Source organism: Streptomyces sp. NPDC015532 (genome assembly GCF_043078065.1).
Lineage (GTDB): Bacteria > Actinomycetota > Actinomycetes > Streptomycetales > Streptomycetaceae > Streptomyces.
In genome coordinates this window covers 54,131-81,042 of record NZ_JBIBSY010000019.1, presented here as the reverse complement: position 1 = coordinate 81,042, position 26,912 = coordinate 54,131, and the positions used below count along the sequence as shown (strand labels likewise).

Here is a 26,912-nt window from a genome sequence, read left to right as displayed (position 1 = left end):
CTTACCCAAACGCCACAAACCGCCCCGGGGGGTCCCGGCCCCCCCCCCGGGGGGGGCCCCCCCCCCCCCGCCTCCCCCCCGGGCCGGGGCCCCCCGGGGGGGCCCCGCGGCCCGTTCGTGTGTCCGTACGCATACTGAGGCATACGGAAGGCAAGAAGGAGAACGACACCGACGGGAAAGGCGAGGCTGGAGTTGGTGGCGGACCCGGAAGCGGAAGACCGCAAGCCCCACTCGGACGAGGCGAGGAGTGCTTTCAGCCCGCCCACGGGTGTGGCGCCGCCGGGCCCGGCGGCGGCCGACGAGGAATCGTCGGCGACCTCGGAGTTCGCGCTCCCCCGGGGCCTCGACGCACCGCAGCCCGCCGGGCCGGAGCACGAGGGCTCCGCGTTCAGCACACCGCGCACCTACAGTGCCCGGGACGCGCCTCCCGCCTTCACACCGGCGACCGGCATCCCTTTGGTCAGCCTGACCAAGGACGCGCCGTGGCAGGACCGCATGCGCACCATGCTGCGCATGCCGGTGACCGAGCGGCCCGCGCCCGAGCCCGTGCACAAGGAGGACGAGTCGGGGCCCGCCGTCCCGCGCGTCCTCGACCTGACCCTGCGTATCGGCGAGCTGCTCCTCGCGGGCGGCGAGGGCGCCGAGGACGTGGAGACGGCGATGTTCGCCGTCTGCCGCTCCTACGGGCTCGACCGCTGCGAGCCGAACGTCACCTTCACCCTGCTGTCGATCTCGCACCAGCCGTCCCTGGTGGACGACCCGGTGACGGCGTCACGGACCGTGCGCCGCCGGGGCACCGACTACACGCGCCTGGGGGCCGTCTACCGGCTCGTCGACGACCTGAGCGACCCCGAGACCGCGATCCCCCTGGAAGAGGCCTACAGGCGGCTCGCGGAGATGCGGCGCAACCGGCACCCGTACCCCGGCTGGGTGCTGACGGCCTCCGGAGGGCTGCTGGCCGGCGCGGCCTCCGTGCTCGTCGGCGGTGACGCGGTCGTGTTCGTCGCCGCCGCGCTCGGCGCGATGCTCGGCGACCGACTCGCCTGGCTGTGCGCCGGACGCGGGCTGCCGGAGTTCTACCAGTTCACGGTGGCCGCCATGCCGCCGGCCGCGATAGGGGTCGCGCTCACGCTGGCGCACGTCGATGTGAACGCCTCCGCGGTGATCACCGGTGGGCTCTTCGCGCTGCTGCCGGGACGGGCGCTCGTCGCGGGGGTGCAGGACGGGCTGACCGGCTTCTACATCACCGCGTCCGCGCGGCTGCTCGAAGTCATGTACTTCTTCGTGGGGATCGTCTCCGGCGTCCTGCTGGTGCTCTATTTCGGCGTGAAGCTGGGCACGCAGCTCAACCCGGACGCGGCGCTGAGCCTCTCCGAGCGGCCCCTGATCCAGATCGCCGCGTCCATGCTGCTGTCGCTCACCTTCGCGGTCCTGCTCCAGCAGGAACGATCCACCGTCCTCGCGGTGACCCTCAACGGAGGCGTGGCCTGGTCGGTGTACGGGGCGATGCACTACGCGGGCGGCCTCTCGCCGGTGGCCTCCACGGCCGCCGCCGCGGGCCTGGTGGGCCTCTTCGGGCAGCTGCTCTCGCGCTACCGGTTCGCTTCCGCGCTGCCCTACACGACGGCCGCGATCGGCCCGCTGCTGCCCGGTTCGGCGACGTACTTCGGGCTGCTGTCGATCGCCCAGAACGACGTCGACAAGGGACTGGTGTCGCTCACCAAGGCCGCGGCCCTCGCCATGGCCATCGCGATCGGCGTGAACCTGGGTTCGGAGATCTCGCGGCTGTTCCTGCGTCTGCCGGGCGGCTCCGCCGGCGGGCGTCGGGCCGCCAAGCGGACCCGCGGGTTCTGAGGCCCGGTCCCGGCAGGCCCGGTCCGAGGAGGACCCGGCTCGGGAGGACCGGGCTCGGGAGGACCGGGCGGGTGCCTCAGTTCTGCGCGGGGCCCTGGCCGTAGGGGTGCTGTTCGGCACCGTACTGACGCCGGGGGTGGCCCTGGGGGTGCTGCTGCGGGTGGGCCTGGTCCTGGTCGTAGCCCTGCTGGTAACCCTGGTCGTACTGCTGCTGGTCGTACCCGTAGCCCTGGTCCTGGCCGTACGGCTGCTGGGGCTGCTGCTGGTACTGCTGGGGCTGGGGCTGGGGCTGCTGGTACCCCTGCTGGGGCTGGTACTGCTGCTGGGACGGGTACGCGTCGCCCTGACGGCCGTAGCCCTGGCCCTGGTTCCCGTAGGCCTGGCCGTGGCCCTGGTCGCCGTACGGCTGCGCCGGTCCCTGGTTGCCGTACGACTGCGACTGGCCCTGGCCCTGGTCCCCGTACGACTGGTCCTGGGCCTGGTCGCCGTACGACCGGCCGTGACCGTGGCCGCCGTACGGAGCGCCGTGGTTCTGGTTGCCGTACGACCCGTTCCGGTCCTCGTGGACCGGCGGCACACGCAGCGGCCTGGTCGCGTCGTCCATGACGGGCGCGGCGGGGCGGGTGCGGGCGGCCTCGGGCCGGGCCGGGAAGGGCTCCTGGAAGTCCTGGGACTCCTCGGCCTGCCGGGGCGGGTTCTTCTTGGCCTGGGAGCGGGCGCGCAGGAACTCGATCATGATCGGGACGACCGAGACGAGCACGATCAGGATCAGGATCAGCTCGATGTGCTTGTTGACCAGATCGATCTTGCCGAGCCAGGAGCCGAGCAGCGTGACACCGGCGCCCCACAGGACGCCGCCGATGATGTTGAAGGTGAGGAAGGGGCGGTACCGCATGCCGCTGACGCCCGCGATGATCGGCGTGAACGTGCGGACGATGGGCACGAAGCGGGCCAGCACCAGGGACTTGGGGCCGTACTTCTCGAAGAACTCGTTGGCCTTGACCACGTTCTCCTGCTTGAACAGGCGGGAGTCCGGGCGGGTGAAGAGCGAGGGTCCGACCTTCTTGCCGAAGAGGTAACCCGCCTGGTCGCCGAGGACCGCCGCGAGGCAGATCAGCGGGATCGCCGCCCAGAGCGGGAAGTCCATGGCGTCCGTGGCGATCAGCAGACCGCAGGTGAACAGCAGCGAGTCACCCGGCAGGAAGAAGCCGATGAGCAGGCCGGACTCGGCGAACACCACCAGCAGCAGGCCCCAGATGCCGAAATTGTCCAGGAGCGTGTTCGGATCCAGCCAGCTGGGACCGAGGGCAAGCGTCATCACGGGTCCGGGCTCCTGAGGGGTGAAGGGAGGTACGGCGGTCCTGTACGGCCTGCCAAAGCTATCAACGCAATGTGTCGACGCCAGGTTCCACCCGTGACTCCAGGATGCACTGTGCGACGACTGGGACAAAGCTGTGGACCATGGGCATCGATGAATACGGCGGCGGCCAGAGTCCCCACGCGGACGTCCTGGTCGTGACGACGAACGACGTTCCGGGCCATCGCGTCGAGCAGGTCATCGGCGAGGTCTTCGGTCTCACGGTCCGCTCACGCCATCTGGGCAGCCAGATCGGCGCGGGCCTGAAGTCGATGATCGGCGGGGAGCTCAAGGGGCTCACCAAGACGCTGGTGGAGACCCGCAACCAGGCCATGGAGCGGCTCGTGGAGCAGGCACGCGCGCGGGGCGCCAACGGCGTGCTCATGTTCCGCTTCGACGTGTCGGAGGCGGCGGACGTGGGCACGGAGGTCTGCGCCTACGGCACGGCCGTGGTCCTGGTGAAGGAGTAGCCCCGCCGCGGGACGGTGCTCCGCGCCGGTGGAGCCCGCGGGCCCTGGACTCCGCCGGCGACCGACCCGTAAAACTCCCGCGACCGGACCGGAAGTGTCCGGCGACCGGCCCGGAAAAGCGGCGACCGGCCCAGAAAGGTAAGGGGCGCCCGCATGGGCGGGCACCCCTTACCTATCAGGCTTCCCCGGTCCGACGGGCGGCGTTCGCCGTGATCGCGTCCCTGAGGTGTTCGGCCAGCCCCGGCCGCATGGAGTCGTAGAACGCCTTGAACCGTTCGTCCGCGACGTACATGTCCCCCAGGCCCCGGTGGATCTCGTACGTACAGGTGTAGAACCACTTGGTGATGTGCTGCCGGTGTTCCTCGGCCATGTCCATCGCCCGCGCGCCGTCCGGCCGCTCCCCGGCCGCCATCAGGGCGTCGTACCGCTCGCCCCAGGAGGCGACCTCCGCCTGCATGCGCTTCCAGTCGTCCTTGGTGTAGCGGGCGGTGCGACGCCGCGACTCGGCGTACGTCTCCGTGCCGCCCCAGCGGCGTTCGGCCTCCTCCGCGTGTTCCTCGGGGTCCTTGTCCCCGAAGACCTCGAACTTCTCCTCGGGCGTGAGGTTGATGCCCATCGTGCGTGCCTCCATGGCGTGCTCCACGGCCGCGGCCATCTTCTGCAGTCTCTCGATCCGGGCGGTCAGCAGGTCGTGCTGGCGGCGCAGCTGCGCGCGCGGGTCCGCTCCCGGGTCGTCGAGCAGGGCGGCGACCTCGTCGAGCGGGAAGCCGAGCTCCCGGTAGAACAGGATCTGCTGCAGCCGGTCGAGGTCGGCGTCGCTGTAGCGCCGGTGACCCGCGTGGCTGCGTTCGCCGGGCGCGAGCAGACCGATCTCGTCGTAGTGGTGCAGCGTGCGCACCGTGACTCCGGCGAATCCGGCGACCTGGCCCACTGAATAGCCCACTTCCGCTCCTTCCTCGGTACGCCCTTCACGATGAGGCCTGACGTGACGTGAGGTGCAAGCCCGAACTCCCGGGCCCGGTCCGGCGGCGACGCTCGGGGTGTTATGTCCGATTGGCACGCTTAGGGTGAGCCCGTGACCCCCGAAGCGGCTCCCCCGGGACCGGCCCCCACCCGGGCGACGCCCGCACGGACTCTGCTGCCGTTGTTCCTCCCGTCCGTGGTCGTCGGCGCGGTCTCGGCCCTTCTCTACGTGGGGGTGAGCAAGCTCGCCGACCAGCTCAAGGACGTGCTCTGGACGGACCTGCCGGACGCCCTCGGCATCGGCGGGTACTCCTCGCTCTGGATGATCGTCATGCTCACCGGCACCGGCGTCCTGGTCGGTCTGGTGGTGTGGAAGGCGCCGGGGCACGCGGGGCCCGACCCGGCCACGGTGGGGCTCCAGGAGGAGCCGATGGCCCCCTTCATCCTGCCCGGACTGCTGGTGGCGACCGCGCTGATGCTCGCGGGCGGCCCGAGCCTCGGTCCCGAGAACCCGATCATCGCCACCAACGTCGCGCTGGCGTTCTGGGCGGGCCGCAGGTTCGCGCCCGCGGCGCCCGGCGTGCTGTGGGTGACCCTGGCCGAGGCGGGGACGATCGGCGCCCTGTTCGGTACACCGGTCGCGGCGGCACTGGTCATCTCCGAGGCGCTCGCCGGACGACAGATGAAGGGCCTGTTGTGGGACAACCTCTTCGCGCCGCTGACGGCGGCCGCGGTGGGCTCGATCACCACCTCGCTGATCGGCCATCCGAGCTTCGACCTGGATCTGCCCCCGCTCGGTGATCCCGGCTGGGCCGATGTGCTGTCCGCCCTCGTGATCGCCTCCGCGGCGGCGGTGCTCGGTATGACCGCCGTCTACGTGTTCCCCTACGTCCACAAGGTGTTCTCGCTCCTGCGCCACCCCATGATCACCCTGCCCGTCGGCGGGCTCGTCCTCGGCCTGCTGGGCTGCCTGGGCGGGCCGCTGACGCTGTTCAAGGGCCTGGACCAGGTCGCCGAGATCGCCCGGCACCCCGACGACTACTCGGCGGGCCGGTACGCGCTGATGGCCGTGGTGAAGCTGGCCGCGCTGGTCGTCGCGACGTCCTGCGGGTTCCGGGGCGGCCGGATCTTCCCGGCCCTCTTCGCCGGTGCCGCGTTCGGTCTGTGCGCCCACGCGCTCGTGCCCTCGGTCCCGGCCTCGCTGGGCCTGGCCGCCGGAGTGCTGGGCGTGCTCCTCGCGACCACCCGGCAGGGCTGGGTGAGCCTGTTCACGGCCGCCGTCCTGGTGTCCTCGCCCACGATCATCGCCCTGCTCTGCATCGCCTCGCTGCCGGCCTGGCTGCTGGTGACCGGACGGTCGCAGCTGCAACTGCGCAAGGACGGAAGACCGGTCCGATGAACCGCCGGAGAACCGCATCTCCAATGAACCAGCGGGAACCCCACATCCGATGAACCATGGGGACACCCCGTCCCGCTGAACCATTGGGAGAAGCCCATGCCGCTCCATCAGGGCCACTCGACGCCCGATGAACGCCCCGCCTCCGTCAACCCGTTCTACGGGGAGACCAATCCGGTCAGCGGCATGACCGAGGCACCGCCGAAGCACCGCCTTCCGGACGGACCGCTGCCGCCCACGACCGCGCTCCAGCTCGTCCACGACGAGCTCATGCTGGACGGGAACTCCCGGCTGAACCTGGCCACCTTCGTCACGACCTGGATGGAACCGCAGGCCGGGGTCCTGATGGCGGAGTGCCGGGACAAGAACATGATCGACAAGGACGAGTACCCCCGTACGGCCGAACTGGAGCGGCGCTGCGTGGCCATGCTCGCGGACCTGTGGAACGCGCCGGATCCGTCAGCCGCGGTGGGCTGTTCCACGACCGGGTCGAGCGAGGCCTGCATGCTCGCCGGCATGGCGCTGAAGCGGCGCTGGGCGCAGCGCAACGCGGACCGCTACCCGGGCGCGCGACCCAACCTGATCATGGGCGTGAACGTCCAGGTGTGCTGGGAGAAGTTCTGCAACTTCTGGGAGGTCGAGGCCCGCCAGATCCCCATGGAGGGCGACCGGTTCCATCTCGACCCCGAGGCGGCGGCCCAGCTGTGCGACGAGAACACGATCGGGGTCGTCGGCATCCTGGGCTCCACCTTCGACGGGTCGTACGAACCGATCGAGGAGCTGTGCGCGGCGCTGGACCGGCTCCAGGAACGCACGGGCCTCGACATCCCGGTCCACGTCGACGGCGCGTCCGGGGCGATGGTCGCGCCGTTCATCGACGAGGACCTGATCTGGGACTTCCGGCTGCCCAGGGTGTCGTCGATCAACACCTCGGGGCACAAGTACGGCCTGGTCTACCCGGGTGTCGGCTGGGCGCTGTGGCGGACGGCGGCCGAACTGCCGGAGGAGCTGGTCTTCCGGGTGAACTACCTGGGCGGCGACATGCCGACCTTCGCGCTCAACTTCTCCCGCCCCGGAGCCCAGGTCGTCGCGCAGTACTACACGTTCCTGCGGCTGGGCCGGGCGGGCTACCGGGCCGTGCAGCAGACGACCAGGGACGTGGCGCGCGCCCTCGCCGAACGCGTGGACTGCCTGGGCGACTTCCGGCTCATCACCCGCGGGGACGAACTGCCGGTGTTCGCCTTCACGACGGCGCCCGAGGTGAAGGCGTTCGACGTGTTCGACGTGTCCCGGAGAATGCGCGAGAGCGGCTGGCTGGTGCCCGCGTACACCTTCCCCGAGAACCGCGAGGACCTGTCCGTGCTGCGTGTGGTGTGCCGCAACGGTTTCACCTCCGACCTCGCCGACCTCTTCATCGAGGACCTGACGCGGCTGCTGCCCGAACTGCGCCGTCAGTCCCATCCGCTGACCCGGGACAAGGGGGCGGGGACGAGTTTCCACCACTGAGGGCCCCCACGGCTCCCCTCCCCTGCCCGAAGCGGCCCCGGGCACCCGAAACAGCCCCGGACACCCGGAGCCCCCGGCATCCGGGGCGGCTCCGCCCCTGTGGTGCTCCGTCAGCGGCTCAGGCGGGCGAACCTCCGTACCGCCAGCGGGAGGAAGACCGCGAGCAGGGCCAGCGGCCACAGGACCGCCGGGCCGATGTGCCCCTGCTCCCCGCCCGGTCCGCCGAACAGCTCGCGGACGGCCGTCGCCGTCTGGGACATCGGGTTCCAGCCGACCGCCGTGCCCAGCCAGCCGGGCATGGAGTCGGGAGAGGCGAAGACGTTGGACAGGAAGCCGACGGGCCAGACCAGGATCTGCACGGCCTGCACCAGCTCCGGTTTCCCGGCCACCATCGCCAGGTGGATGCCGATCCACAGCATGGCGAAGCGGAAGAGCAGGAGCAGTCCCATCGCCCCCAGGAACGCGCCGGGGGTGCTGTCGGGGCGCCAGCCGAGCGCGTACCCGACCCCGGCCAGCACGGCCAGGCTCACCGCCGAGTGGAGCATGTCGGCGGCCGAACGCCCCACCAGGACGGCTCCGTCGGCCATCGGCAGGGAGCGGAAGCGGTCGATGACGCCCTTGCCGAGGTCCTGGGTGACGGCCAGCATCGTGCCCTCCAGGCCGAACGCCATGGTCAGGGCGAGCATGCCCGGCACCAGGTAGTCGACGTAGTCGCCCTCCACGCCCCGGCCCCCGCCCACCAGATAGCCGAACATCAACAGCAGCATCACCGGGAAGACGAGACCCACCGCCGCCTGGACGGGCTGCCGCGCCCAACGGATCAGCTCGCGGCGGGTCATGGTCCAGCAGTCGGAGAACACGCGCACTGACGCGCGGAGTTCGCGCGGCTCACCGGGTCCTCCCGGCCGCCCAGGTCCCCGGTTCCCTTCGCGGACGGTGTCGAACGTCGTACTCACACGGCCTCCTTGGCTCGCGACGCGTCCCCGGTGAGGTGCAGGAACACCTCGTCCAGCGTCGGGCGCCGCAGCGCGATGTCCTCCGCCTCGATGCCGGCCTCCCGCAGAGCGTGTACGGCCCCGGCGAGGGCCGCCATGCGGTCCGTGACCGGTGCGCTGAGCAGACGGCGGTCCGCGTCGACCGACACCCCCTCCCCCGCGAACGGCGGCAGGGCCACGGCGGCGCCCAGCAGGCCCGCGTCACGCAGCACCACGTCGATGCGGTCGCCGCCCGTCCGGGTCTTCAGTTCGTCGGCCGTGCCGTCCGCGATGACCCGTCCGCGGTCGAGGACCGTGATGCGGTCGGCGAGTTGGTCCGCCTCCTCCAGGTACTGGGTGGTGAGCAGCACCGTCGTACCGCCGCCGACCAGGGAGCGCACCGCCGCCCACACCTCGGCCCGGCCGCGCGGGTCGAGCCCGGTCGTCGGCTCGTCCAGGAACAGGACCTCGGGGTCCGTGATGAGCGACGCGGCCAGGTCCAGGCGGCGCCGCATGCCGCCGCTGTACGCGCGGACCGCCTTGCGGCCGGTGCCGGCGAGACCGAAGCGCTCCAGGAGTTCGTCGGCCCGCGCCCGCGCGGCGCGGGAGCCCAGGTGGTGGAGGCGCCCGAACATCTCCAGGTTCTGCCGGCCGCCGAGCTCCTCGTCGAGCGCGGCGTGCTGGCCGAGCAGGCCGATGCGCGACCGCACCCGGCGGGCCTCGCGCACCACGTCGTACCCGGCGACCTCCACCCGGCCGCCGTCCGGCCGCAGCAGCGTCGACAGGATCCGGACCAGGGTGGTCTTGCCCGCGCCGTTGGGGCCGAGCACCGCGTGCACCGTGCCGCGCCCGGCCACCAGGCCCGGTCCGTCCAGCGCGTGATGGTCCCCGTACCGCTTGCGTACGCCTTCGACGACGATCGCTCCGGTCATCCCGCTCCCTCCGTTCCGGCCCGTTTCCGGGCCGGCCCTCAACGCCGGTAATCAAACTTGACTACCGGCATGCCAACGGAGAGTAGGCCGGTGCGCGGGATTAGTCAAACTTGATGAGTGGCGGGACCGATGCGCGACCGACGCGGGTCAGGGCGCGGTCGGCGCGCGGTCAGCGCGCGTCCTCCGGGTGCCGCTGCCCCGTCGCGTAGGGGTTCTCCTGGTCGTCCCGGAGGACCCCGACAAACGGTTCGCCCTCCCCGGCGAAGGTGTAGGCGCCGCCCTCGACGCGGGCGATCAGGCCGCGGGTCCACGCGGCGTCGGCGTCGGCGGAGTGGACCCAGAGGTCCATGAGCTCGCCGATGTGCCCGAGCCGGGCGGGGCCGTCCTCGGGCACGTAGTGCTCGGTGACGGCCGTCCTCCACTGCTCGATCCCGCGGATCCGCTCCTTCAGGAGGGCCACCGCCTCGCCCCTCGGCAGGTCGACGATGAAGCCGATGCCCGCCGAGCGGACGTCCATCTTCTGGTCGTACGACGTCAGGGCCTCACGCAGCAGCGCCAGGAACTCCTCGGTCCCCTCGGCCGTGATCTCGTACTCGGTGCGCGGCGGCCCGCCGACGGTCGACGGCGCGATCTCGTGGGCACGCAGCAGTCCCTGCTTGGCCATCTGCTTGAGCGCGTGGTAGATCGAGCCGGGCTTGGCGTTGGACCACTCGTGCGCGCCCCAGTACTCCAGGTCGTTGCGCACCTGATAGCCGTGGGCCCGCCCGTGCTGGCGGACCGCGCCGAGCACGAGGAGACGGATCGCTGACATACCGCCCAGCCTAGGGGTGCCGTGGTCAGCCCCAGGAGGAGCCCTGCTCCATCGCCACCAGCTCGAAGGCCGTCTTGCCGTCCAGGGATTCGCGGATGATGTCGGCGTGCCCGGCGTGCCGCGCCGTCTCGCGGATCAGGTGCAGGGCCACCCAGCGCATCGAGACACGGCCCTCGGGCGGGAACCAGGGGTCGGGCGGAAGCGCGCAGGTGTCGTCGAGGCTCGGCACCGAGCGCAGGAAGGCCTCCGTCTCGGCGGCGACCTTCTCCCAGTGGGCGAGCTGCGAGGCGACCGTCTCGCCGTCGGCGAGGACGAAGCACTCGTGCCAGTTCGACTCGTCCCGCTTCACGGCCGGCGGCTCGCCCTTGGCCCGCGCGATCCAGCCCTGCTCGACCTCGGCGACATGCTTGAGCAGTCCGCCCAGGGACAGTTCACTGGCGCTCGGCCGGCTCGCGGCCTGCTCCTCCGTCAGCCCGAGGAGCGACCGGCGGATGCCGCCGCGCTGCTCCTCGATGAAGGCGAGCAGTGCCCCGCGCTCATCGCCCCGCTCTTCCGCTCCCACATGCGTGACCATGACCGGCCGCCTTTCATCGGGTCCTTCCGGATGACACCGATGACGCTACGGACCCTTGCGGTCAGTTTCTGTCCGCAAGGGTCCGGGCGCGCTGACAATCACGCGAAGGCGTCTCAGAAGGGGAAGCGGCTCCGCCCGTGCTGCACCGAGATCCACTTCGTCGTGGTGAAGGAGTCGACCGTCGTCTCGCCGTTCAGACGGCCGATGCCGGAGTGCTTCTCACCGCCGAAGGGGACGAGGGGCTCGTCGTGGACGGTGCCGTCGTTGACGTGGAACATGCCGGTGTCGATCTGCTTGGCGAAGTTCACGCCGCGCTCGATGTCGGCCGTGTGGACGGCACCCGAGAGGCCGTAGGGCGTGTCGTTGACGATCCGGACCGCCTCTTCCTCCCCGTCGAACGGTACGAGGAAGACGACCGGGCCGAAGACCTCCTGGCGGAGCAGGTCCGAGTCGGCGGGGACGCCGGTCAGGACGGAGGGCTCGACCAGGTTGTCGGTCGTCGAGCCGTGCAGCAGGGCGGTGGCGCCCTCGGCGATCGCCTGCTGGACGACGCCCGACAGCGCGTCCGCCTGGGAGGAGTTGATGACCGGTCCGATGACCGTCTGCGGGTCCCTCGGGTCGCCGACCTTCAGCTTCCTGACCTTGGCGACGAACTTCTCGGTGAACTCGGCCTCGATCGACCGGTCCACGAGGACGCGGTTGGCGGCCATGCAGACCTGCCCCTGGTGGACGTAACGGCTGAAGACCGCAGCGTCGACCGCGTAGTCGATGTCCGCGTCCTCCAGGACCACCAGGGCGCTGTTGCCGCCCAGTTCGAGCACCGAGCGCTTGAAGTTCGCGGCGCAGACCGTGGCGACGTGCCGGCCGACCTTGTCGGAGCCGGTGAAGGAGATGACCTTCGGCACCGGGTGCTCGATGAAGGCGTCGCCGATCTCGGCGATGTCGGTGATGACGACGTTGAGGAGACCGCCGGGCAGGCCCGCCTCCTCGAAGATCTTCGCGACCAGGGAGCCGCCGACGATCGGGGTGTTCTGGTGCGGCTTCAGGACCACGCCGTTGCCGAGCGCGAGGGCGGGGGCGACGGACTTGACCGACAGCAGGAAGGGGAAGTTGAAGGGGCTGATGACACCGACGACACCGACCGGGACGCGGTAGAGGCGGTTCTCCTTGCCGTCCACCGGCGAGGGGATGATCTTCCCCTCGGGGCGCAGCGCGAGCTGGACCGACTCGCGCAGGAACTCCCGGACGAGGTGCAGCTCGAAGGCCGCCTTGAGACGGGTGCCGCCGAGCTCGGCGATGATCACCTCGGTGATCTCTTCCTCGAGCTCGTCGATGACGGCGAGCGCCTTCTCGAAGACCGCGCGGCGCGCGTACGCGTTCGTCGCGCCCCACGCCTTCTGGGCGCGCTCGGCGGCGCGGTAGGCGTCATCGACCTCGTCGACCGTGGCTATCGTGATCGACGCCAGCTTCTCGCCGTCGTACGGGTTGAAATCGATGATGTCCCAGGAGCCCGTTCCCGGGCGCCACTCGCCGTCGATGTACTGCCGGGCCAGGTCGGTGAAGTAGGACGACATGTGCTCCCTCAATCCCTGTGCTGCCGAGGCAGTCCTTGGCCCGGGTCAGCAGACATCCGATCACGGTCTGATCACATGTCATCGTACTTGTGTTTCAAGGGAGTTGAGGGATACCAGGGAACTCGGCGGCCGCTCTCAGGAGAGCTGGAGCAGTCCTCGCAGCAGATCGCGGCTCTCGTCCGGCCCGGGGCTGTCCTGCTGGAGCTGCTTGAGCGCGCCCTCGTACTGGTTGACGTCCTCGCGTTTGTCCAGATAGAGCGCGCTGGTGAGCTGCTCCAGATAGACGACGTCCGACAGATCGGACTCGGGGAAGCTCAGGATGGTGAAGGCGCCGCTCTCGCCGGAGTGCCCGCCGAAGCTGAACGGCATGACCTGGAGCCGCACGTTGGGCCGCTCGGAGACCTCGATCAGGTGCTGGAGCTGTCCGCGCATCACCTCGCGGTCGCCGTACGGGCGGCGCAGCGCGGCCTCGTCGAGGACGATGTGGAACTCGGGGGCGTTCTCGGAGACGAGGTACTTCTGCCGCTCCAGGCGCAGGGCCACCCGCCGGTCGACGTCGGCGGCGGAGGCGCCCTTCATCCCGCGCCTGACGACGGCGTGGGCGTACGCCTCGGTCTGGAGCAGTCCGTGCACGAACTGCACCTCGTACACCCGGATCAGGTGGGCCGCGCCCTCCAGGCCGACGTACGTGGGGAACCAGCTGGGCAGGACGTCGGAGTAACTGTGCCACCAGCCCGCGACGTTGGCCTCCTTGGCGAGCGAGACCAGGGACGTGCGCTCGGCCTCGTCGGTGATGCCGTAGAGCGTCAGCAGGTCCTCGACATCGCGGGTCTTGAAGCTCACCCTTCCCAACTCCATACGGCTGATCTTCGATTCGGAGGCGCGGATCGAGTAGCCGGCCGCTTCACGGGTGATGCCACGTGCCTCACGCAGGCGCCGCAGATGTGACCCCAGCAGCATGCGCCGCACCACCGAGCCGCTCGACTCACCAGCGCTCACGTTCGTCAGCCTCCCCAACCGTCTTCCAGACGCCGAAGTCTGCCACTAAAACACTTCAAGCAGTACTCGTTCAGTTACGGAAACGGAAAGCAGCCAAAGCCGATGCACAGGAAAGGATCAGCCAAGGGGCAACAACTGAGAATAAGGTGAAGGAAGAAATGAGCAAGAAGTAGCAGATGAAGGTCCAATTCGGGCGCGTGCACGTGCATCTGCCCTTGCATCTGCTGTACGCATTCGGAACCATGGTCCCCGCGCCACCGCTGCATCGCAACGACCGCGAACACCCGGGAGTGCCTCGCATGGGGACGAATGGATCGACCATGCTCGAACCCTTACGGCAGGGACTTCCGCCTCTCGATCCCGCGGCCGTGTCCAGCGCCGCTTCGTGCGCCTTGCCCGCCCGCTACGAAGCGGTGCGCGAGGCCCGGCAGTTCACCCGCGGAACGCTGGACCAGTGGGAGATCGGCGACCGTTTCGACGACGTCTGCCTGGTGGTCTCCGAACTCGTCACCAACGCCCTGCGGCACGCGCTGCCCGCGGACACTCCCCGCAAGGACGACCAAGGGCCGCCCGTACGGCTGCACTTGATGAGGTGGACCTCACGACTGGTGTGCGCGGTGCGCGACCCCAGCCACGAGAGTCCGGTCGCCGGCGACTCGGACGACTTCGCGGCGGAGTCGGGACGCGGCCTCTTCCTGGTCGACTCGTTCTCGGACAGCTGGGGCTGGCACCCGCTCGCCGGAACGCTCAGCGGCAAGGTCGTCTGGGCGCTGTTCCGACTGGGAGCACAGCCGGGGACGGCCGCGCTCTCCTCCGAATAACGACCGCGGCGCCTTTTGGCGCCGCGGTTCTACGCGCGTTACGGAACGCTGAGTGAAGCTCACCCTCGGTTTACGTCATCCGTACCGTGGCCACCCTCCCGTGACCGGCCGGTTCGGGGCTGTTCGCGATCACGGCGCTCAGCCCGCGATCAGGTGGTCGAACTCGCCGTCCTTGATGCCCAGGAGCATGGCTTCGATCTCGGCGCGCGTGTAGACGAGCGCGGGCCCCTCGGGGAACCGCGAGTTCCGCACGGCCACGTCACCGCCGGGCAGCCGCGCGAACTCCACGCAGGAACCCTGTGAGTTGCTGTGCCGGCTCTTCTGCCAGGCGACGCCGTCAAGCTCGGTCGCAGCCATGCCGTTGTACACGAATTCAGCCATACCGTCGTACACGTCATCCACGTCGAACACGTCGTGGTCCACAGGTCGCTCCCCGGTCGTGCAGTGGCTGAGGTGGCCATAGATGCAGTAGTCAACTGACTCGGATCATAGCTCTGTTCATGTGCAGATGCATGGGCAGATGCACGTGCACGCGGGGTGGTCCTGCGGTTACAGCTTTTACCGGCCCTTGACTACCGGCTGTCGTTCGACCGACTACGGCCCGCGCCTCACCGGAGTGCGGCACAGGCCTACATACGGTCCAGCGCATTCCCCAGAGATCGCATCACATGCGATCTCCAGCCCCCGTCCATGATCTTCCGCGCCATCATCTGTGCGGGATCGTCCGGATCGAATCCCTCGTGTACTAGGAAGAGACGCGTACCGCGCCCTTCCTGTTCCAACGTCCAGGTAATGGTCCAGTCCGCCGGTCGCCGCGCGTTCGCGTCGGCCCAGCGGACCCTCAGCATCCGCTGCGGCTCGTAGGCGAGAACGCGCACGTCAACGGTGCCGGAGAAGTCCGTGTTGGGGCGCGGCACGGCGGTCAGCGTGTACCGGTGACCGACTTCGAGCCGGAAGTCCTCGGACCCCGGCATCTGCCACTGGGCGAGCAGTTCGGGCTCGGTGAGCGCCCGCCAGACCTTGGCGGGCGGATGCGGCAGGAACTGGGCGACGCGGATGGTCGTCAGGTCGTCGTCGCCATCGGGGGCCGGGCCCCGCACATCGGACTTCGCGCCCTCCGGGCCGGGATCGGCGCCCCGCGAGTCAGGGCCGGCACCCTCCGGCTGAGCGTTGGTGCCCTCCGGATCGGGGTTCACGCCCTGCGACTCGGGGTTCACGTCGTGCGGATCGGGGTTCATGTCTCGGCATCGTCGGGCATGCGGTCCAGGAGATCGCCGAGGCCCTTCAGCCTGTCGCGCCAGAACCGCTCGTACGGATGGAGCCAGTCCTGGACGTCGGCGAGCGGGGCGGCCTCCAGGCGGTAGATGCGCTGCCGGCCCGCGCGCTCCTCGGACACGAGTCCGGCCTCCCGGAGCACCTTGAGGTGTTCCGAGAGGCTGGGGCGCCGCATGGCGAAGTGGTCGGCCAGCGCCTGAACGGGCTGGGGTCCCTGCTCGCGCAGCAGCCGGAGCACCTCACGACGGGTGGCGTTGGCGAGCGCCGCGAAGAGCTGGTCCTCGCGGACGGCGGGAGCGTCGACGCCACCACCGGCGGCGGCTCCGGCCCCGACCGAGGATCCGGCTCCGACTCCGGCTACCGCTCCGGCCGAAAATCCGACTCCGGCTCCAGCCGGAGCTTCGGCGGCAACAGCGGCCTCGGCGGGAGCGTCGGCGCCTGGAGCTTCGGCTGCGCCGGGAGCGCCGGCGGCGGCTCCGGCACGCACCCCGGCCCCGGCCCCCGCTCCGGCACGCACCCCGGTCGTGGTCCCCGGCCCGGCACCGATCCCCGTCATGGCGCGCTCAGCACCTTTCATTCCTGTTCGGAGGCCGACTAAAGGGCCTTCTCCGTGATCAGCATCAGACCGTTGCCGTCAGGGTCCCGGAACGAGGCCATGCGGCCCCAGGGAAGGTCGTCGGGACCCTCCACCACGACACCGGCGGCGGTGAGCCGCGCGCAGTCCGCGTCGACATCGGTCGTCACCAACATGATCCCCCGGGTCCCTCCGGGCGTGAAACCCCCCATCCCCGGACCCGAGAGCGTGAAGACGGTCTGCGCCCCCTTCGGCGCGACCTGGAGCCACCGGCCGGGCGGCATCTCCAGGTCGGCGGTGACCTCGAATCCGAGGACGTCCCGGTAGAAGCGAAGGGCCCGGTCCTGGTCGGCGACGGGAAGCGTGACGAACGAGGCGTGAGTGATGTTCATGGGCGCAGCATAGGTAGGGAATTCCCTACGCGTCAACCGTAGGACATCTCCTACGCATACTTCACCCTCTCCCTGGCACCCGCCCGTGAGCAACCGCACGCCGCATTCCCGGAGGGGGTCCCCAGGTCCTCCTGATAACTTGCTGCGATCGTTCGGGCGACCCGCATCCATCCCACCCTTGGGGGCTTCAGTGACTACGGCGACCTTCCCGTCCCGCCACGCGCGTATCGCGGCCGCGACCGCGGGACTGGCGGCGGCGCTCGTGCTGACCGGTTGCAGTGGCGGGGGCGACGACTCCGGGGACCCGTCGGCGAGCCCCAGCACGTCGGCGACGGACGGTGCCGGTACGGGCGGCGGCTCCGGTGCCACGTCCGCGACCGGCGGCAAACTCCAGGGGAGCTGGCTCACCACAGCGGACGGCAAGGCCGTGGTGCTCATGGTCAACGGCAAGCAGGCGGGCCTCTTCGCGACCGGCGGCACCGTGTGCAGCGGAACGTCGTCCGAGGAGGCGAACATGCAGATGATCCGTCTGTCCTGCACGGACGGCAGCAAGAAGCGCGCCGTCGGCATGGTCGACTCCGTCAGCGGTACGACCCTGACGGTCACCTGGGAGGGCGACCTCGGCAAGGAGACGTACACCAAGAGCGAGGGCGGAAAGCTGCCGACGGGTCTGCCCACGGCGGGCCTGGGCTCCTGATCACCCGGCCGAGCGCGCCACGGGATCGCGCCTCCGCGTCCCGCGGGGCGGGCGGTTCCGCGGACCTGCCCGGCACAGCGGGAAGGTCCGTGGCCGGTATCGGGTGACACCGGTCCCGTGCGGGTGAACGGGGAGGGGTGCGCAACCTCGGCGCACCCCGGTGCGTGATGATCGATGCATATCGTCACGACTCCCCAGGGGAACCCATGCGCGCTCTGCCCATCGCCGTCACCGTCCTCGCGGCGGCCCTCGCCCTGACCTCCTGCGACGGCGGCGGCTCCGGCAGCTCCAGCGGTTCCGGGAAGTCCGGTGACACGTCCGGCCCGGCGAAGAAGACCGCCGTCGCGGCCTGCGCGATCGGCGACGCCGGAATCCAGGTCGGTCCCGCGAACCCCGCCACGGCCGCCGGGGACACGGGCAACATCCCGGTCACCCTCACCAACAAGGGCGCCCGGTGCGCCCTGAAGGGCTTCCCGGGACTGACCGTCGAGGGGGGCGGCACCTCCGCGGAGATCGCGGCGGACGAGTCGGCGGCGCCGCAGGAGCTCACCCTCGCCGAGGGCGACACCGCGTCCTTCACCATCACCTACGTGCGGGGCGCGGAAGGCGACGCGAAGACCCTCGCCGTGAAGACGCTGAAGATCGGCCTGCCCGGCGCCGCCGCGGCCCAGAGCTTCCCGTGGTCGTTCGGTCCGGTGGCCGGAAAGGGTTCGGCGACCGAGCCGAACGCCTCCGTGACGCCGTTCCAGCACGCGGGCGACTGACGAACGGGACCCTGGCCGGGCCGCTGGCGTGGCCCCCACGGCAGCGGCCGCGGGCGATTGCCGGACGAGAGCCCGGCCGGCCGTGGGCGTGACCTCACGGCAGCGGGCGCGGGCGATTGCCGGACGAGAGCCCGGCCGGCCGTGGGCGTGACCTCACGGCAGCGGGCGCGGGCGATTGCCGGACGAGAGCCCGGCCGGCCGTGGGCGTGACCTCACGGCAGCGGGCGCCCCGTCGGTGGCCGCGGCTCGTCCTACGGGAGCGGGCGCCTGCCCCGGACCTGGGCCCGGTCCGCCGCCGCGGCTCCCTCGTGCCATCCGGCCTCGTCGGTGATCCCGCGCATCCGGGTCGTCACCGTCTCCGGGAACATCCGGTCCAGATGGTCCGTGACCGCCACGTCACGGGCCGCCAGGACCGGCAGCAGCTCCCCCTCCGTGGCGGTCACCTGTTCCTCGGCGACCGACGCGAGCCGGTCGCCGATCCGGTGCGCGTAGGCGGCGAGGAACGACTGCCGGAAGGCCTTCGTGCGTTTACGGCCGCCCGCCCGCTGCGCCGCCTCCGCCTTCGTCATCGCCGCCGTGGCCTGCACGAGGAGCGAGGTGTAGAGAAGCTCGACCGCTTCCAGGTCGGGTTCGAAGCCGACGACGGTCGAGAAGCAGAGGGCGTCGTTCCACACGGCCCGGCAGCGGTTCGCGCCCGCGACCGCGTCCAGGAGCACGGCCTTGGCCGTCTCGTACGGCGGCTCGACACCCATGCGGCAGGCGCCCGGGGCGTCCTTCGCGTGGGTCCGGGCCGCGAGCAGCGCCTCGTCGATGCTGTGCCGCGCCATCAGCTCCTGCGCCTTGGCACTGAGCGCCTCCGCCTCCTCCGGGAACCCGGTCGCCTCCGCCTTCGCCAGCAGGGCGCGGATGCGGGTGAGCATGCGCGTCTCCTGCGGGGCGGTGCCCGTGACCGGCGCCCGGGGCGGGTCCAGCGGCTCGATGGAGGGCAGGCGCAGGAGCAGCCGGTAGAGCTCCAGGGTCGCGGTGGCGCGCGAGAAGCGGTCGGCCCGGAGGTCGTGGGGTTCGGCCTCCAGTTCGTCGAGCTGAGCCGCCCAGCGCGCACCCCGGGGGGCGCGGTCGCCCTCCCTCTCCTTGAGGACGAGGAAGATCAGCAGGCGTACGTGTACGTCGTCCAGGTCGCGCCGCGCGATCCGTACGACATCGGCGGGCTGCCAGCCGCGCCGCCAGGCCGCCGCGACGAACTCCTCACCGCGCCGGGCGAGTTCGGCGTCGGAGGCCGGATCGGCGGCGAGCACGGAGGCTCCGGTGTCGAGCGACGCGTCGGTGTCGGCGTAGAGGGAGGCCGCGAAGGCGCGCTCCACGGTGCTGGACGTACTCATCCCCCGATCGTGTCACGGGCGGACCGGGGCCCCGACGCACACCCCGGCGCCACGGCCACACCTTGTCCACACCCTGTGGACAAGGTGTGGCCCGCCGGAATCGGGGCGGCGGGGACCCGGCCCGCACTCCACCCTTCGAGGGTTCCCCGCCGATGCCGCGCGCGCATTCCGCCCCGTGCGGCGGGTGTCAACTCCGGGTTGACACCTGCCTACTGTCAACCTACCGTTGACACATGACGACGAACTCACCCGGCAAGGCATCCGTGCGTCTCGACGACCTCATCGAGGCCATCAAGAAGGTGCACAGCGACGCGCTCGACCAGCTCCAGGACGCGGTGATCGCGGCGGACCACCTGGGCGACGTGGCCGACCACCTGATCGGGCACTTCGTGGACCAGGCCCGGCGTTCGGGGGCGTCCTGGACGGACATCGGCAGGAGCATGGGCGTCACCCGGCAGGCCGCGCAGAAGCGGTTCGTGCCGAAGGCCGAGGCGGACCTCGACCCCAGCCAGGGCTTCGGCCGCTACACCGAGCGGGCCCGCAAGGTGGTCATGGCCGCGCACAACGAGTGCAAGGCGCTGGGCGGCACCGAGGGCCTGCCCGAGCACCTCGTCCTCGGCCTGCTCAGCGAGCCCGACGCGCTCGGAGCACGGGCCGTCACCGCGCAGGGAGTCTCCCTGGACGCCGTCCGCGAGGCGGCCGTCGCCGCGCTCCCGCCGGCCGCCGACGAGGTCCCCGAACTGGTCCCGTACGGACCGGCCGCCAAGAAGGTCCTGGAGCTCACGTTCCGCGAGGCCCTCCGCCTCGGCCACAACTACGTCGGCACCGAGCACATCCTGCTCGCCCTGCTGGAGTACGAGAACGGCGAGGGCGTTCTCAGCGGCGCCGGCGTCGACAAGGCGGCGACCGAGGCGCACGTCGGGCGCATGATCGCGGAGCTCGTGAAACTGAACGCGGAAGCACAGGCGCAGGCGGAGGCGGAGGCGGAGGAGGCCGGGTCGGAGGAGCGGCCGTAGCGGTCCCGGGGGATGCCCGGGGGATGCCCGGGGGATGCCCGGCGGGCACCGAGGTCCGTGTGGCCGGACGGCATTGTCAGACCCTCCTGCGAGACTCGGAGACATGACCGAGCGCTGGGCTCTCGCGCCGGCCGAGGACGGTGGCGTCGAGATCGCCGCCCTCGGCCCGGACGGGCTGCCCGCGGGGGAGGTCCGCCGGGAGGCGGACCTCGCGGAGGCCGTACGGGCCCGGCCGGACGTGAGCCGGTGGGTCTGGCGGTCGACGGCCGATGTCTATCCGCGACTGCTCGCCACGGGGGTGCGAGTGGAGCGGTGTTACGACATGGAGGCCGCCGAGACCCTGCTGCTCGGACACGAGGGGCGGCTCGGCGAGCCCCGGTCGGCGGCCGCCGCGCTGGCGAGACTGCGCGGCGGCCCCGTACCGCCCGACCCGCCGCAGCGTTCCGCCGAGCCCGGTTCGCAGTCCTCCCTCTTCGAACCCCGCCCGGTGCACGTGCCGCTGGCGGATCTCCTCACGGTCTACGCCGACCAGCAGCGTCGCCATGGCGCGACCGCGCATCCGGAGCGCATGCGCCTGCTGACGGCGGCCGAGTCCGCGGGAATGCTGGTCGCCGCCGAGATGAACCAGGCGGGGCTGCCGTGGAGCGCGGACGTCCACCGGGACGTGCTGCACGAACTGCTCGGCGAGCGGTACACCGGAGGCGGTGAGCCCCGGCGCCTCGCCGAGCTCACCGACGAAGTGTCCGCCGCGTTCGGACGACGGGTCAGACCCGACCTGCCGGCCGACGTCGTCAAGGCGTTCGCGCAGGCCGGCATCAAGGTCAAGTCCACCCGCCGTTGGGAGATCGAGTCGATCGACCATCCGGCCGTGAAACCGCTGATCGAGCACAAGAAGCTGTATCGGATCTGGGTCGCCCATGGCTGGTCCTGGCTCCAGGACTGGGTGCGCGACGGGCGGTTCCGGCCCGAGTACCTGCCGGGCGGGACCGTCACCGGACGCTGGGTGACCAACGGCGGCGGCGCGCTCCAGATCCCCAAGGTGATCCGGCGTGCCGTCGTCGCCGACCCCGGCTGGCGGCTGGTCGTCGCCGACGCCGACCAGATGGAGCCACGCGTCCTCGCGGCCATCTCCCGCGACCCCGGCCTGATGGAGGTCGCGGGCCGGGAGAGCGACCTCTACCAGGCGGTGTCGGACCGGGCGTTCTCCGGCGACCGGGCGCAGGCCAAACTCGCCGTGCTCGGCGCCGTCTACGGCCAGACGTCCGGCGACGGCCTGAAGAACCTCGCCCTCCTCCGCCGCCGTTTCCCCAAGGCGGTCGCCTACGTCGACGACGCGGCCCGCGCCGGCGAGGAGGGGCGTCTGGTGCGGACCTGGCTGGGGCGGACCTGTCCCCCGGCGGCCGGAGCGGGCGACGGCGGCGGGGAGGAGGCGGGCATCCCGCAGGACGATCCCGTCGACACTCCCGTCGACCAGGGCTGGGTGCCGGGTTACGCGTCCTCCAACTCCCGCGCCCGCGGACGGTTCGCGCGCAACTTCGTCGTGCAGGGCAGCGCCGCCGACTGGGCCCTGCTGGTGCTGGCGGGACTGCGCCGCACCTGCTCCGGACTCGCCGCCGAACTGGTCTTCTTCCAGCACGACGAGGTGATCGTGCACTGCCCCGCCGAGGAGGCCGACACCGTGGTGGCCGCCATCCGCGACGCGGCCGAGGTCGCGGGCCGCCTCACGTTCGGGGAGACACCGGTGCGCTTTCCGTTCACGACGGCGGTCGTACGGTGCTACGCGGACGCGAAATGACGCGGTAGGCCCGCCGCCGCCGGCCGGTCCGGGACGCGGGCAGCCCCCACGGGCCGCCGGTCACCCCGTGGTTCAGACGGGTGCCCTCACCGTCTGTCCGTCAGCAGGTGGTCCGAGACGGGCGCCCTCACGATCCGCCCGTCAGCAGGTGGTCCGAGGCAGGCGCCCTCACCGTCCGCCCGTCACGGGGTGGTCCGAGACGGGTGCCTCACAATCCGCCCGTCACTCAGTGGTTCGAGACAGCCGCCCTCACGGTCCGAACCGTCACGGGGTGGTCTGCGGTTCCAGCAGTTTGCGCAGTTCGCCGGTCACCGGGCTGTCCGTCTCCTCCAGGGCCTCCAAGGCCGACGTCCACTCCCGGTAGGCCGCCTCGGCGTCGCCGCGTTCCCTCAGCAGCAGGCCCGACTGGTGACGGGCGAGGCCTCCGGTGTACCGGTCGGCACGGCGGTCGGCGCGGCGGCGCAGCAGATCGCACTCGCGCGCGGCCCGTTCCCGGTGACCGACACCGCGCAGGGCCCGCACCAGGCCGAGCCTGGTCTGTGACTCGCCGTGCCAGTCGCCGTGGCCGCCCAGGATGCGCAGGCTCTCCTCGAAGTGGGGTACGGCGGCGGCCGGTTCGCCGAGCGTGAGGTGGGCGTAGCCGATGTTGCAGTGCGCGGAGTGCCGGATGATCACGTCCTGCACGGCGTCACCGATCGCGAGACTGCGCTTGTGGTGATCGATGGCGGCCCGCGGGTCGGTGTGCTCGTACAGGTTGCCGAGGTGGCTGTAGGTGATGGCCTCCATGTGCGGGTCGCCCAACTCCCGCGAGAACTGGAGGCTTTGCAGCAGGGCCTCACCGGACTCGGCGTGACGGCCGAGGGATTCGAGGAGCATGCCCCTGTTGTTCAGCGCCCGCCGCTGACAGGAGCGCACCCCGAGGCGGCTCCAGATCGCGAGCGCCTCGTCGTTCAGGGTGAGGGCCTCGCCCACCCGTCCCGTCATGAAGTGCAGGCCCCCGAGGTCGCCGAGCGCGTACGCCTCGGCGGCCTCGTCGCCGAGCAGGCGCGCCGCCGCGAGCGCGGCCCGCTGGAGGACCTCCAACTCGGCGACGCGGCCACTGCGTTGGACGTAGGGGTTGAGAAGGCGGGCCAGCAGGGGGAAGTACGGCGAGCCGTGCGCGTGGCGCTCCGCGAGCGCGACCACGTTCGCCAGCTCCGTGTCGCCCCAGGCGAAGGCCTCCCGCCCGGAGCGGAACGGGGGCGTGGCCGCGACGTCCGCCGCGTGCCCGGCGGGCTGCGAGGCGGTCGGCGTGCCGCGGTCCTCCCTGTCGAGACCGGGTTCGAGAATCGCCTCCAGGGAGCGGGCGGCGACACCGGCGTACCAGCGCAGGGCACGCTCGGCGACGACCGCGTCGTGACCGAGCGGTACGGCACTGCCGTGACCGCCCGGAAGGGACGGACCGTCGCCACCGGAGCCGACGGCGAGCTCTCCGCCCCGGACGGCGACGGCCTCACCTCCGGGAGCGGCCCCGGCGGCCGCTGGGCCCGCGCCGATGCCCGCACCGGCACCCCCGGCCGCTGCCGCCGCTGTCACCACCGTCGCGGCGGACGCTGCCGCCGCTGCCGCCGTCGCTGTCGCGAGGACGCACTCCGCCGCGCCCGCGATCTCCCGGGCGAAATCCCGTACGAGATCGTGCGGCGCGTACCGCCCGTACGCGGTCTCCTCCAGGAGGGCGACATCGACGAGGCGGTCGAGCGCGGCCTCGGCTCGACGTTCGTCGGTGCCGGTGAGGCGGGCGACGAGGGCGGCTCCGTAGGCGGGCAGGTCGAGCGCGCCGATACGGCACAGGGCGAGCGCCGCGTCCCGGTCGGCTTCCCGTTCGGAGGCGCGCAGCGCGTCGTGCGCGACGGCGAGCGAGCGGCGCACGCTCAGGTCGTCGTACTCCAGATGGTGCAAGCGGCCTTCCGTGGCGGCCAGTTGACCGGCGAGAACGTCGGGGGTCAGTGCGCGGCGGGCGGCGAGACGGGCCGCGACGACGCGCAGGGCGAGGGGCAGCCCGCCGGTCAGTTCGACGAGGGGATGACCTCCGTCGAGTCCGTCCCGGCGGCCGGAGACCGCGCGGAGCAGGGCCGCGCTGTCCTCGTCCGTCAGCGGCGCGAGCGGGAAACGGTCGGCGCCGTCCAGCGCGGTGAGCGGTGAGCGGCTGGTCACGATCACCGCGCAGCCCGCTCCGGCCGGCAGCAGCGGGCGGACCTGGGCGGCGTGCGCCGCGTCGTCCAGCACCATGAGGGTGCGGGTGGGCGCGAGCATCGACCGGAGCAACGCCGCCGCCGCGTCGGGGTGTTCGGGGATGCGCCGGGGTTCCGCCCCCAGGTCGCGCAGGAGCGCGGCGAGCGCCTGACCGGCGGTGAGGGGGGTCATACCGGGGGTCGCGCCGTGCAGGTTGACGTACAGCTGACCGTCGGGGAAACGTTCCCGCAGTCCATGCGCGACATGGAGCGCGAGCGCGCTCTTGCCGACGCCCGCCATTCCGCTGATCACCGCGACCCGGGGCAGCCCGGTGGCGGAGCCGCCGCCGAAGGGGCGGCCGTACGCGGCGCCCCGCGGATCGCCGGTCGCCCGGCCGGAGGTCGCCCCGGCGGCCGCCCGGCCGGCTGTCCCGCCGGTTGTCAGGCCGGGCACCCCGGCGATCGTCGTGGCACCGAATCCGGGCGCGAGGGACGCACGGGCGGATGCACGGGCGAACGGACCTGCGGACGCTCTGCCGGTGGGCCCGCAGTCCGGGTGCGCCAAGTCCTCCGAGTGCGTGAGACGCGCGGAGTGTTCCGGGTCCAGGAGCTGGAGCAGCCGGTCGCGGACGTCCTGGCGTCCGGTGAAGTGTGCCGGGGGCGGCGGGAGTTGGGCGGGCCGGGGTGGCGGCGCTCCGCCCTGGTCACCCCGGGCGGACTCGGCCACGGACTCCGCCGCCCCACCGCCCACGTCCCGGCCGACGTTCCGGCCCCGGTCCCCGTCGCCGTCCCGGCCGACGTTCCCGTCCCGGTCCCCGTCGCCGTCCCGGCCGACGTTCCGGCCCCGGTCCCCGTCGCCGTCCCGGCCGACGTTCCGGCCCCGGTCCTCGTCGCCGTCCCGGCCGGCGTTCCGGCCCCGGCCGCCGTCGCCATCGCCGTGCGGGCAGGCGCTTCCGCCCCGGCCACCGGCCTGGCCACCGTTCCCGAACCGACCCCCGTCGGGGTCGCCGTCGCCGGTGTCCCGGCCGAAGCGCCCGTCCCGGCCGCCGTCGTCGCGACCGGCGCTCCCGTATCGGCCGCCATCGCCATCGCCGTGCGGGCCGGCGCTTGCGTCCCGGCCGCCGGCCTGGCCACGATTCCCGACCCAGCACCCGTCGCCACCATGGCCGGGGTTCCCGCCCTGGCCACCGTTCCCGAACCGGCCCCCGTCGCCGTCGCCGCCGTGCCGACCGGCATGGGCGACCCGGCCGCCGTCGCCGTCGCTCGTCCGCCCCCGGTTGCCGGTCCCGTCGCCGTCGGTGCTCCAGGTTCGATAGCCGTCCCCGTCGCCGGCGCCGTCGCCGGCCCTGGTTCGAGCCCGGTCGGCGTTTCCGTTCACGCTCCGGTTCAGGGCCCGGCGCCGGGGGCCGGTCGCGCCCCTGGCGCGCTCTGCGGCGCCGGATCCGCCCGAGATCACGTCGTCGGCGTGGACGTCGCCGGGAAACCGGTCGTTGTCCCGCAGGATCTCCAGGTGGGCCCTGCGCACGGCCGGTCCCGGCTCGATGCCGAGTTCGTCGAGCAGGCGGGCCCGCAGGTCACGGTGGACGGCGAGGGCCTCGGCCTGGCGTCCGGTGCGGTGCAGCACGAGCATGAGAAGCCGGTGGAACGACTCGCGGAGCGGATGCTCGGCCGTGCGGGCGGCCAGTTCCGGTGCAAGCCGGTCGAGCCGGGAGGCCGTCGGATCGAGGCGCAGCTCCGCCTCGTACCCCCACTCCAGGACGAGCAGCCGGGCTTCCTCCAGCCGCTGGACGAAGGCGTGTCCGCCGGTCTCGGGCGGCAGGCCCCCGAGCGGCGTACCGCGCCACAGCACGAGCGCGGCGGTGGCCTCGCGCAGCGCCCCCTCCCAGTCGCGCTCGGCGTACGCGTCCCGCGCGACGGTGGCGTGCCGTTCGAAGACGCGGACGTCCAACTCGCCCTCGCCGACCCGCAGGACGTATCCCGGCGGCACCGCGCGCAGGCGTTCCGGATCATCGAGGAGACGGCGCAGCCGGGTCACATGGTTCTGGAGGGAGGCCTGGGCGGAGGCGGGTGGCGCCCCGCCCCACAGCGCGTCCCTGAGCACGTCGACGGAGACGACCCGTCCCGGTTCGAGGAGCAGCGCGGCCAGCAGGGCACGCGTCTTCCGGCTGCCGATCGAGCCGATCTCGCCTTCGGCGCCGTACAGGACCGGCGGCCCCAGCAGCCCGAACCGCAGCCCGTTCCGCATCACACCGCCCCATCGCCTCTCCGCCCGGCCGCACCGGCCGCGCACCACGGCGGTTTCGCGCCCTCTCAGGACGAGTTCACGCCGATCAAGTGATCGTTCCCGAGGGAACCGTTGGCCTCATGTTAGCGATCCGTTGGCGGGGGCTGATCTGATCATTACATCGGATCTGGCCCGACGGTGCGCGCGTACTACGCGTAACTCGGGGGAGTGTCGCCGCCGCGGCCGGATCCGGGGACGTGAGAGGCCCCGGTCGTCGAGGTGATCGACCCGGGGCCTCCGTCCGTAGGACATTCCCGTACGGAATCCCGTACCGAACCTCCGCACGAACCCGTGC

The 26,912-nt window shown here is 71.8% G+C and carries 22 protein-coding genes and 1 pseudogene; 9 read left to right on the top strand and 14 right to left on the bottom strand.

Going from position 1 to position 26,912, the window contains the following annotated elements; translation table 11 throughout:
* Positions 1–195 precede the first annotated feature (195 nt).
* A complete protein-coding gene (locus ACF07B_RS37550; protein ID WP_392182223.1) occupies positions 196–1,854 on the top strand; it encodes a threonine/serine exporter ThrE family protein in 1,659 nt (552 codons plus the stop codon).
* 76 nt (positions 1,855–1,930) lie between these two features.
* Here ACF07B_RS37550 and ACF07B_RS37545 read toward each other — a convergent pair whose 3' ends face one another.
* Positions 1,931–3,175, bottom strand: a complete 1,245-nt coding sequence (locus ACF07B_RS37545) for a DedA family protein (protein WP_392182222.1) — start codon at positions 3,173–3,175, stop codon at positions 1,931–1,933.
* 140 nt (positions 3,176–3,315) lie between these two features.
* On the opposite strand from ACF07B_RS37545, the gene ACF07B_RS37540 reads away from it, so the two are divergent.
* On the top strand, positions 3,316–3,681 hold the full coding sequence (locus ACF07B_RS37540; RefSeq protein ID WP_362395798.1) for a YbjQ family protein: 366 nt from the start codon (positions 3,316–3,318) through the stop codon (positions 3,679–3,681).
* Between the two features lie 175 nt (positions 3,682–3,856).
* On the opposite strand, the gene ACF07B_RS37535 is transcribed toward ACF07B_RS37540, so the two are convergent.
* The gene (locus tag ACF07B_RS37535) at positions 3,857–4,624 is read right to left on the bottom strand and encodes a MerR family transcriptional regulator (RefSeq protein WP_392182221.1); all 768 of its coding nucleotides are present in this window, start codon (positions 4,622–4,624) and stop codon (positions 3,857–3,859) included.
* 132 nt (positions 4,625–4,756) lie between these two features.
* Between ACF07B_RS37535 and ACF07B_RS37530 the strand changes: the two genes are divergently transcribed.
* Both ACF07B_RS37530 and ACF07B_RS37525 read left to right on the top strand, forming a co-directional pair.
* On the top strand, positions 4,757–6,043 hold the full coding sequence (locus ACF07B_RS37530) for an ion channel protein (RefSeq protein WP_392182220.1): 1,287 nt from the start codon (positions 4,757–4,759) through the stop codon (positions 6,041–6,043).
* Positions 6,044–6,139: 96 nt separating this feature from the next.
* Positions 6,140–7,546 (top strand): glutamate decarboxylase, encoded by a 1,407-nt coding sequence (locus ACF07B_RS37525; protein ID WP_392182219.1) that lies wholly within the window; start codon positions 6,140–6,142, stop codon positions 7,544–7,546.
* Positions 7,547–7,656: 110 nt separating this feature from the next.
* Here ACF07B_RS37525 and ACF07B_RS37520 read toward each other — a convergent pair whose 3' ends face one another.
* From ACF07B_RS37520 to ACF07B_RS37495, 6 genes are all read right to left on the bottom strand, one after another.
* Positions 7,657–8,385, bottom strand: coding sequence for an ABC transporter permease (locus tag ACF07B_RS37520; protein WP_362395973.1), 729 nt, complete (start codon positions 8,383–8,385; stop codon positions 7,657–7,659).
* Between the two features lie 113 nt (positions 8,386–8,498).
* On the bottom strand, positions 8,499–9,452 hold the full coding sequence (locus ACF07B_RS37515) for an ATP-binding cassette domain-containing protein (protein ID WP_392182218.1): 954 nt from the start codon (positions 9,450–9,452) through the stop codon (positions 8,499–8,501).
* Positions 9,453–9,621: 169 nt separating this feature from the next.
* Positions 9,622–10,263 carry a PadR family transcriptional regulator gene (locus tag ACF07B_RS37510; protein ID WP_392182217.1) on the bottom strand — a complete coding sequence of 214 codons (642 nt, stop codon included), beginning with the start codon at positions 10,261–10,263 and terminating at the stop codon, positions 9,622–9,624.
* A 25-nt stretch (positions 10,264–10,288) separates the two neighbouring features.
* Positions 10,289–10,837, bottom strand: a complete 549-nt coding sequence (locus ACF07B_RS37505) for a DinB family protein (RefSeq protein WP_392182216.1) — start codon at positions 10,835–10,837, stop codon at positions 10,289–10,291.
* Positions 10,838–10,950: 113 nt separating this feature from the next.
* Positions 10,951–12,411: an aldehyde dehydrogenase family protein gene (locus tag ACF07B_RS37500; protein ID WP_392182215.1), complete on the bottom strand. Its 1,461-nt coding sequence runs from the start codon at positions 12,409–12,411 to the stop codon at positions 10,951–10,953.
* 135 nt (positions 12,412–12,546) lie between these two features.
* Positions 12,547–13,371 carry a helix-turn-helix transcriptional regulator gene (locus tag ACF07B_RS37495; protein ID WP_351866470.1) on the bottom strand — a complete coding sequence of 275 codons (825 nt, stop codon included), beginning with the start codon at positions 13,369–13,371 and terminating at the stop codon, positions 12,547–12,549.
* 338 nt (positions 13,372–13,709) lie between these two features.
* Between ACF07B_RS37495 and ACF07B_RS37490 the strand changes: the two genes are divergently transcribed.
* Positions 13,710–14,231: an ATP-binding protein gene (locus ACF07B_RS37490; protein ID WP_369481840.1), complete on the top strand. Its 522-nt coding sequence runs from the start codon at positions 13,710–13,712 to the stop codon at positions 14,229–14,231.
* 138 nt (positions 14,232–14,369) lie between these two features.
* Here ACF07B_RS37490 and ACF07B_RS37485 read toward each other — a convergent pair whose 3' ends face one another.
* From ACF07B_RS37485 to ACF07B_RS37470, 4 genes and pseudogenes are all read right to left on the bottom strand, one after another.
* A complete protein-coding gene (locus ACF07B_RS37485; RefSeq protein WP_037625978.1) occupies positions 14,370–14,654 on the bottom strand; it encodes a DUF397 domain-containing protein in 285 nt (94 codons plus the stop codon).
* Positions 14,655–14,860: 206 nt separating this feature from the next.
* Positions 14,861–15,331, bottom strand: coding sequence for an SRPBCC domain-containing protein (locus ACF07B_RS37480; protein WP_392182256.1), 471 nt, complete (start codon positions 15,329–15,331; stop codon positions 14,861–14,863).
* Between the two features lie 134 nt (positions 15,332–15,465).
* Positions 15,466–15,789 (bottom strand): annotated as a pseudogene (locus ACF07B_RS37475) (ArsR/SmtB family transcription factor); the annotation flags it as partial.
* A 311-nt stretch (positions 15,790–16,100) separates the two neighbouring features.
* The gene (locus ACF07B_RS37470) at positions 16,101–16,472 is read right to left on the bottom strand and encodes a VOC family protein (RefSeq protein WP_392182214.1); all 372 of its coding nucleotides are present in this window, start codon (positions 16,470–16,472) and stop codon (positions 16,101–16,103) included.
* Between the two features lie 190 nt (positions 16,473–16,662).
* Here ACF07B_RS37470 and ACF07B_RS37465 point away from each other — a divergent pair, with 190 nt between their 5' ends.
* Both ACF07B_RS37465 and ACF07B_RS37460 read left to right on the top strand, forming a co-directional pair.
* A complete protein-coding gene (locus ACF07B_RS37465; RefSeq protein ID WP_392182213.1) occupies positions 16,663–17,169 on the top strand; it encodes a hypothetical protein in 507 nt (168 codons plus the stop codon).
* A gap of 206 nt (positions 17,170–17,375) precedes the next feature.
* The gene (locus ACF07B_RS37460; protein ID WP_392182212.1) at positions 17,376–17,933 is read left to right on the top strand and encodes a DUF4232 domain-containing protein; all 558 of its coding nucleotides are present in this window, start codon (positions 17,376–17,378) and stop codon (positions 17,931–17,933) included.
* Between the two features lie 251 nt (positions 17,934–18,184).
* Here ACF07B_RS37460 and ACF07B_RS37455 read toward each other — a convergent pair whose 3' ends face one another.
* The gene (locus tag ACF07B_RS37455; RefSeq protein WP_392182211.1) at positions 18,185–19,312 is read right to left on the bottom strand and encodes a DUF2786 domain-containing protein; all 1,128 of its coding nucleotides are present in this window, start codon (positions 19,310–19,312) and stop codon (positions 18,185–18,187) included.
* 233 nt (positions 19,313–19,545) lie between these two features.
* Here ACF07B_RS37455 and ACF07B_RS37450 point away from each other — a divergent pair, with 233 nt between their 5' ends.
* Positions 19,546–20,328 (top strand): Clp protease N-terminal domain-containing protein, encoded by a 783-nt coding sequence (locus ACF07B_RS37450; RefSeq protein ID WP_392182210.1) that lies wholly within the window; start codon positions 19,546–19,548, stop codon positions 20,326–20,328.
* A gap of 103 nt (positions 20,329–20,431) precedes the next feature.
* On the top strand, positions 20,432–22,123 hold the full coding sequence (locus tag ACF07B_RS37445) for a bifunctional 3'-5' exonuclease/DNA polymerase (RefSeq protein ID WP_392182209.1): 1,692 nt from the start codon (positions 20,432–20,434) through the stop codon (positions 22,121–22,123).
* Positions 22,124–22,387: 264 nt separating this feature from the next.
* Here the strand turns inward: ACF07B_RS37445 and ACF07B_RS37440 are convergent, their stop codons facing one another.
* Entirely contained in the window at positions 22,388–26,578 is a 4,191-nt protein-coding gene (locus ACF07B_RS37440; protein WP_392182208.1) for a BTAD domain-containing putative transcriptional regulator, read from the bottom strand.
* Positions 26,579–26,912 lie beyond the last annotated feature (334 nt).

Excerpts from the sequence above, each read along its gene's own strand:
- ACF07B_RS37540 (WP_362395798.1), top strand. The coding sequence starts at position 3,316 with ATGGGCATCGATGAATACGGCGGCGGCCAGAGTCCCCACGCGGACGTC.
- ACF07B_RS37525 (WP_392182219.1), top strand. The coding sequence starts at position 6,140 with ATGCCGCTCCATCAGGGCCACTCGACGCCCGATGAACGCCCCGCCTCC.
- ACF07B_RS37520 (WP_362395973.1), bottom strand. The coding sequence starts at position 8,385 with ATGACCCGCCGCGAGCTGATCCGTTGGGCGCGGCAGCCCGTCCAGGCG.
- ACF07B_RS37515 (WP_392182218.1), bottom strand. The coding sequence starts at position 9,452 with ATGACCGGAGCGATCGTCGTCGAAGGCGTACGCAAGCGGTACGGGGAC.
- ACF07B_RS37510 (WP_392182217.1), bottom strand. The coding sequence starts at position 10,263 with ATGTCAGCGATCCGTCTCCTCGTGCTCGGCGCGGTCCGCCAGCACGGG.
- ACF07B_RS37505 (WP_392182216.1), bottom strand. The coding sequence starts at position 10,837 with ATGGTCACGCATGTGGGAGCGGAAGAGCGGGGCGATGAGCGCGGGGCA.
- ACF07B_RS37500 (WP_392182215.1), bottom strand. The coding sequence starts at position 12,411 with ATGTCGTCCTACTTCACCGACCTGGCCCGGCAGTACATCGACGGCGAG.
- ACF07B_RS37495 (WP_351866470.1), bottom strand. The coding sequence starts at position 13,371 with ATGCTGCTGGGGTCACATCTGCGGCGCCTGCGTGAGGCACGTGGCATC.
- ACF07B_RS37490 (WP_369481840.1), top strand. The coding sequence starts at position 13,710 with ATGGGGACGAATGGATCGACCATGCTCGAACCCTTACGGCAGGGACTT.
- ACF07B_RS37470 (WP_392182214.1), bottom strand. The coding sequence starts at position 16,472 with ATGAACATCACTCACGCCTCGTTCGTCACGCTTCCCGTCGCCGACCAG.
- ACF07B_RS37460 (WP_392182212.1), top strand. The coding sequence starts at position 17,376 with ATGCGCGCTCTGCCCATCGCCGTCACCGTCCTCGCGGCGGCCCTCGCC.
- ACF07B_RS37455 (WP_392182211.1), bottom strand. The coding sequence starts at position 19,312 with ATGAGTACGTCCAGCACCGTGGAGCGCGCCTTCGCGGCCTCCCTCTAC.
- ACF07B_RS37450 (WP_392182210.1), top strand. The coding sequence starts at position 19,546 with ATGACGACGAACTCACCCGGCAAGGCATCCGTGCGTCTCGACGACCTC.
- ACF07B_RS37445 (WP_392182209.1), top strand. The coding sequence starts at position 20,432 with ATGACCGAGCGCTGGGCTCTCGCGCCGGCCGAGGACGGTGGCGTCGAG.
- ACF07B_RS37440 (WP_392182208.1), bottom strand. The coding sequence starts at position 26,578 with ATGCGGAACGGGCTGCGGTTCGGGCTGCTGGGGCCGCCGGTCCTGTAC.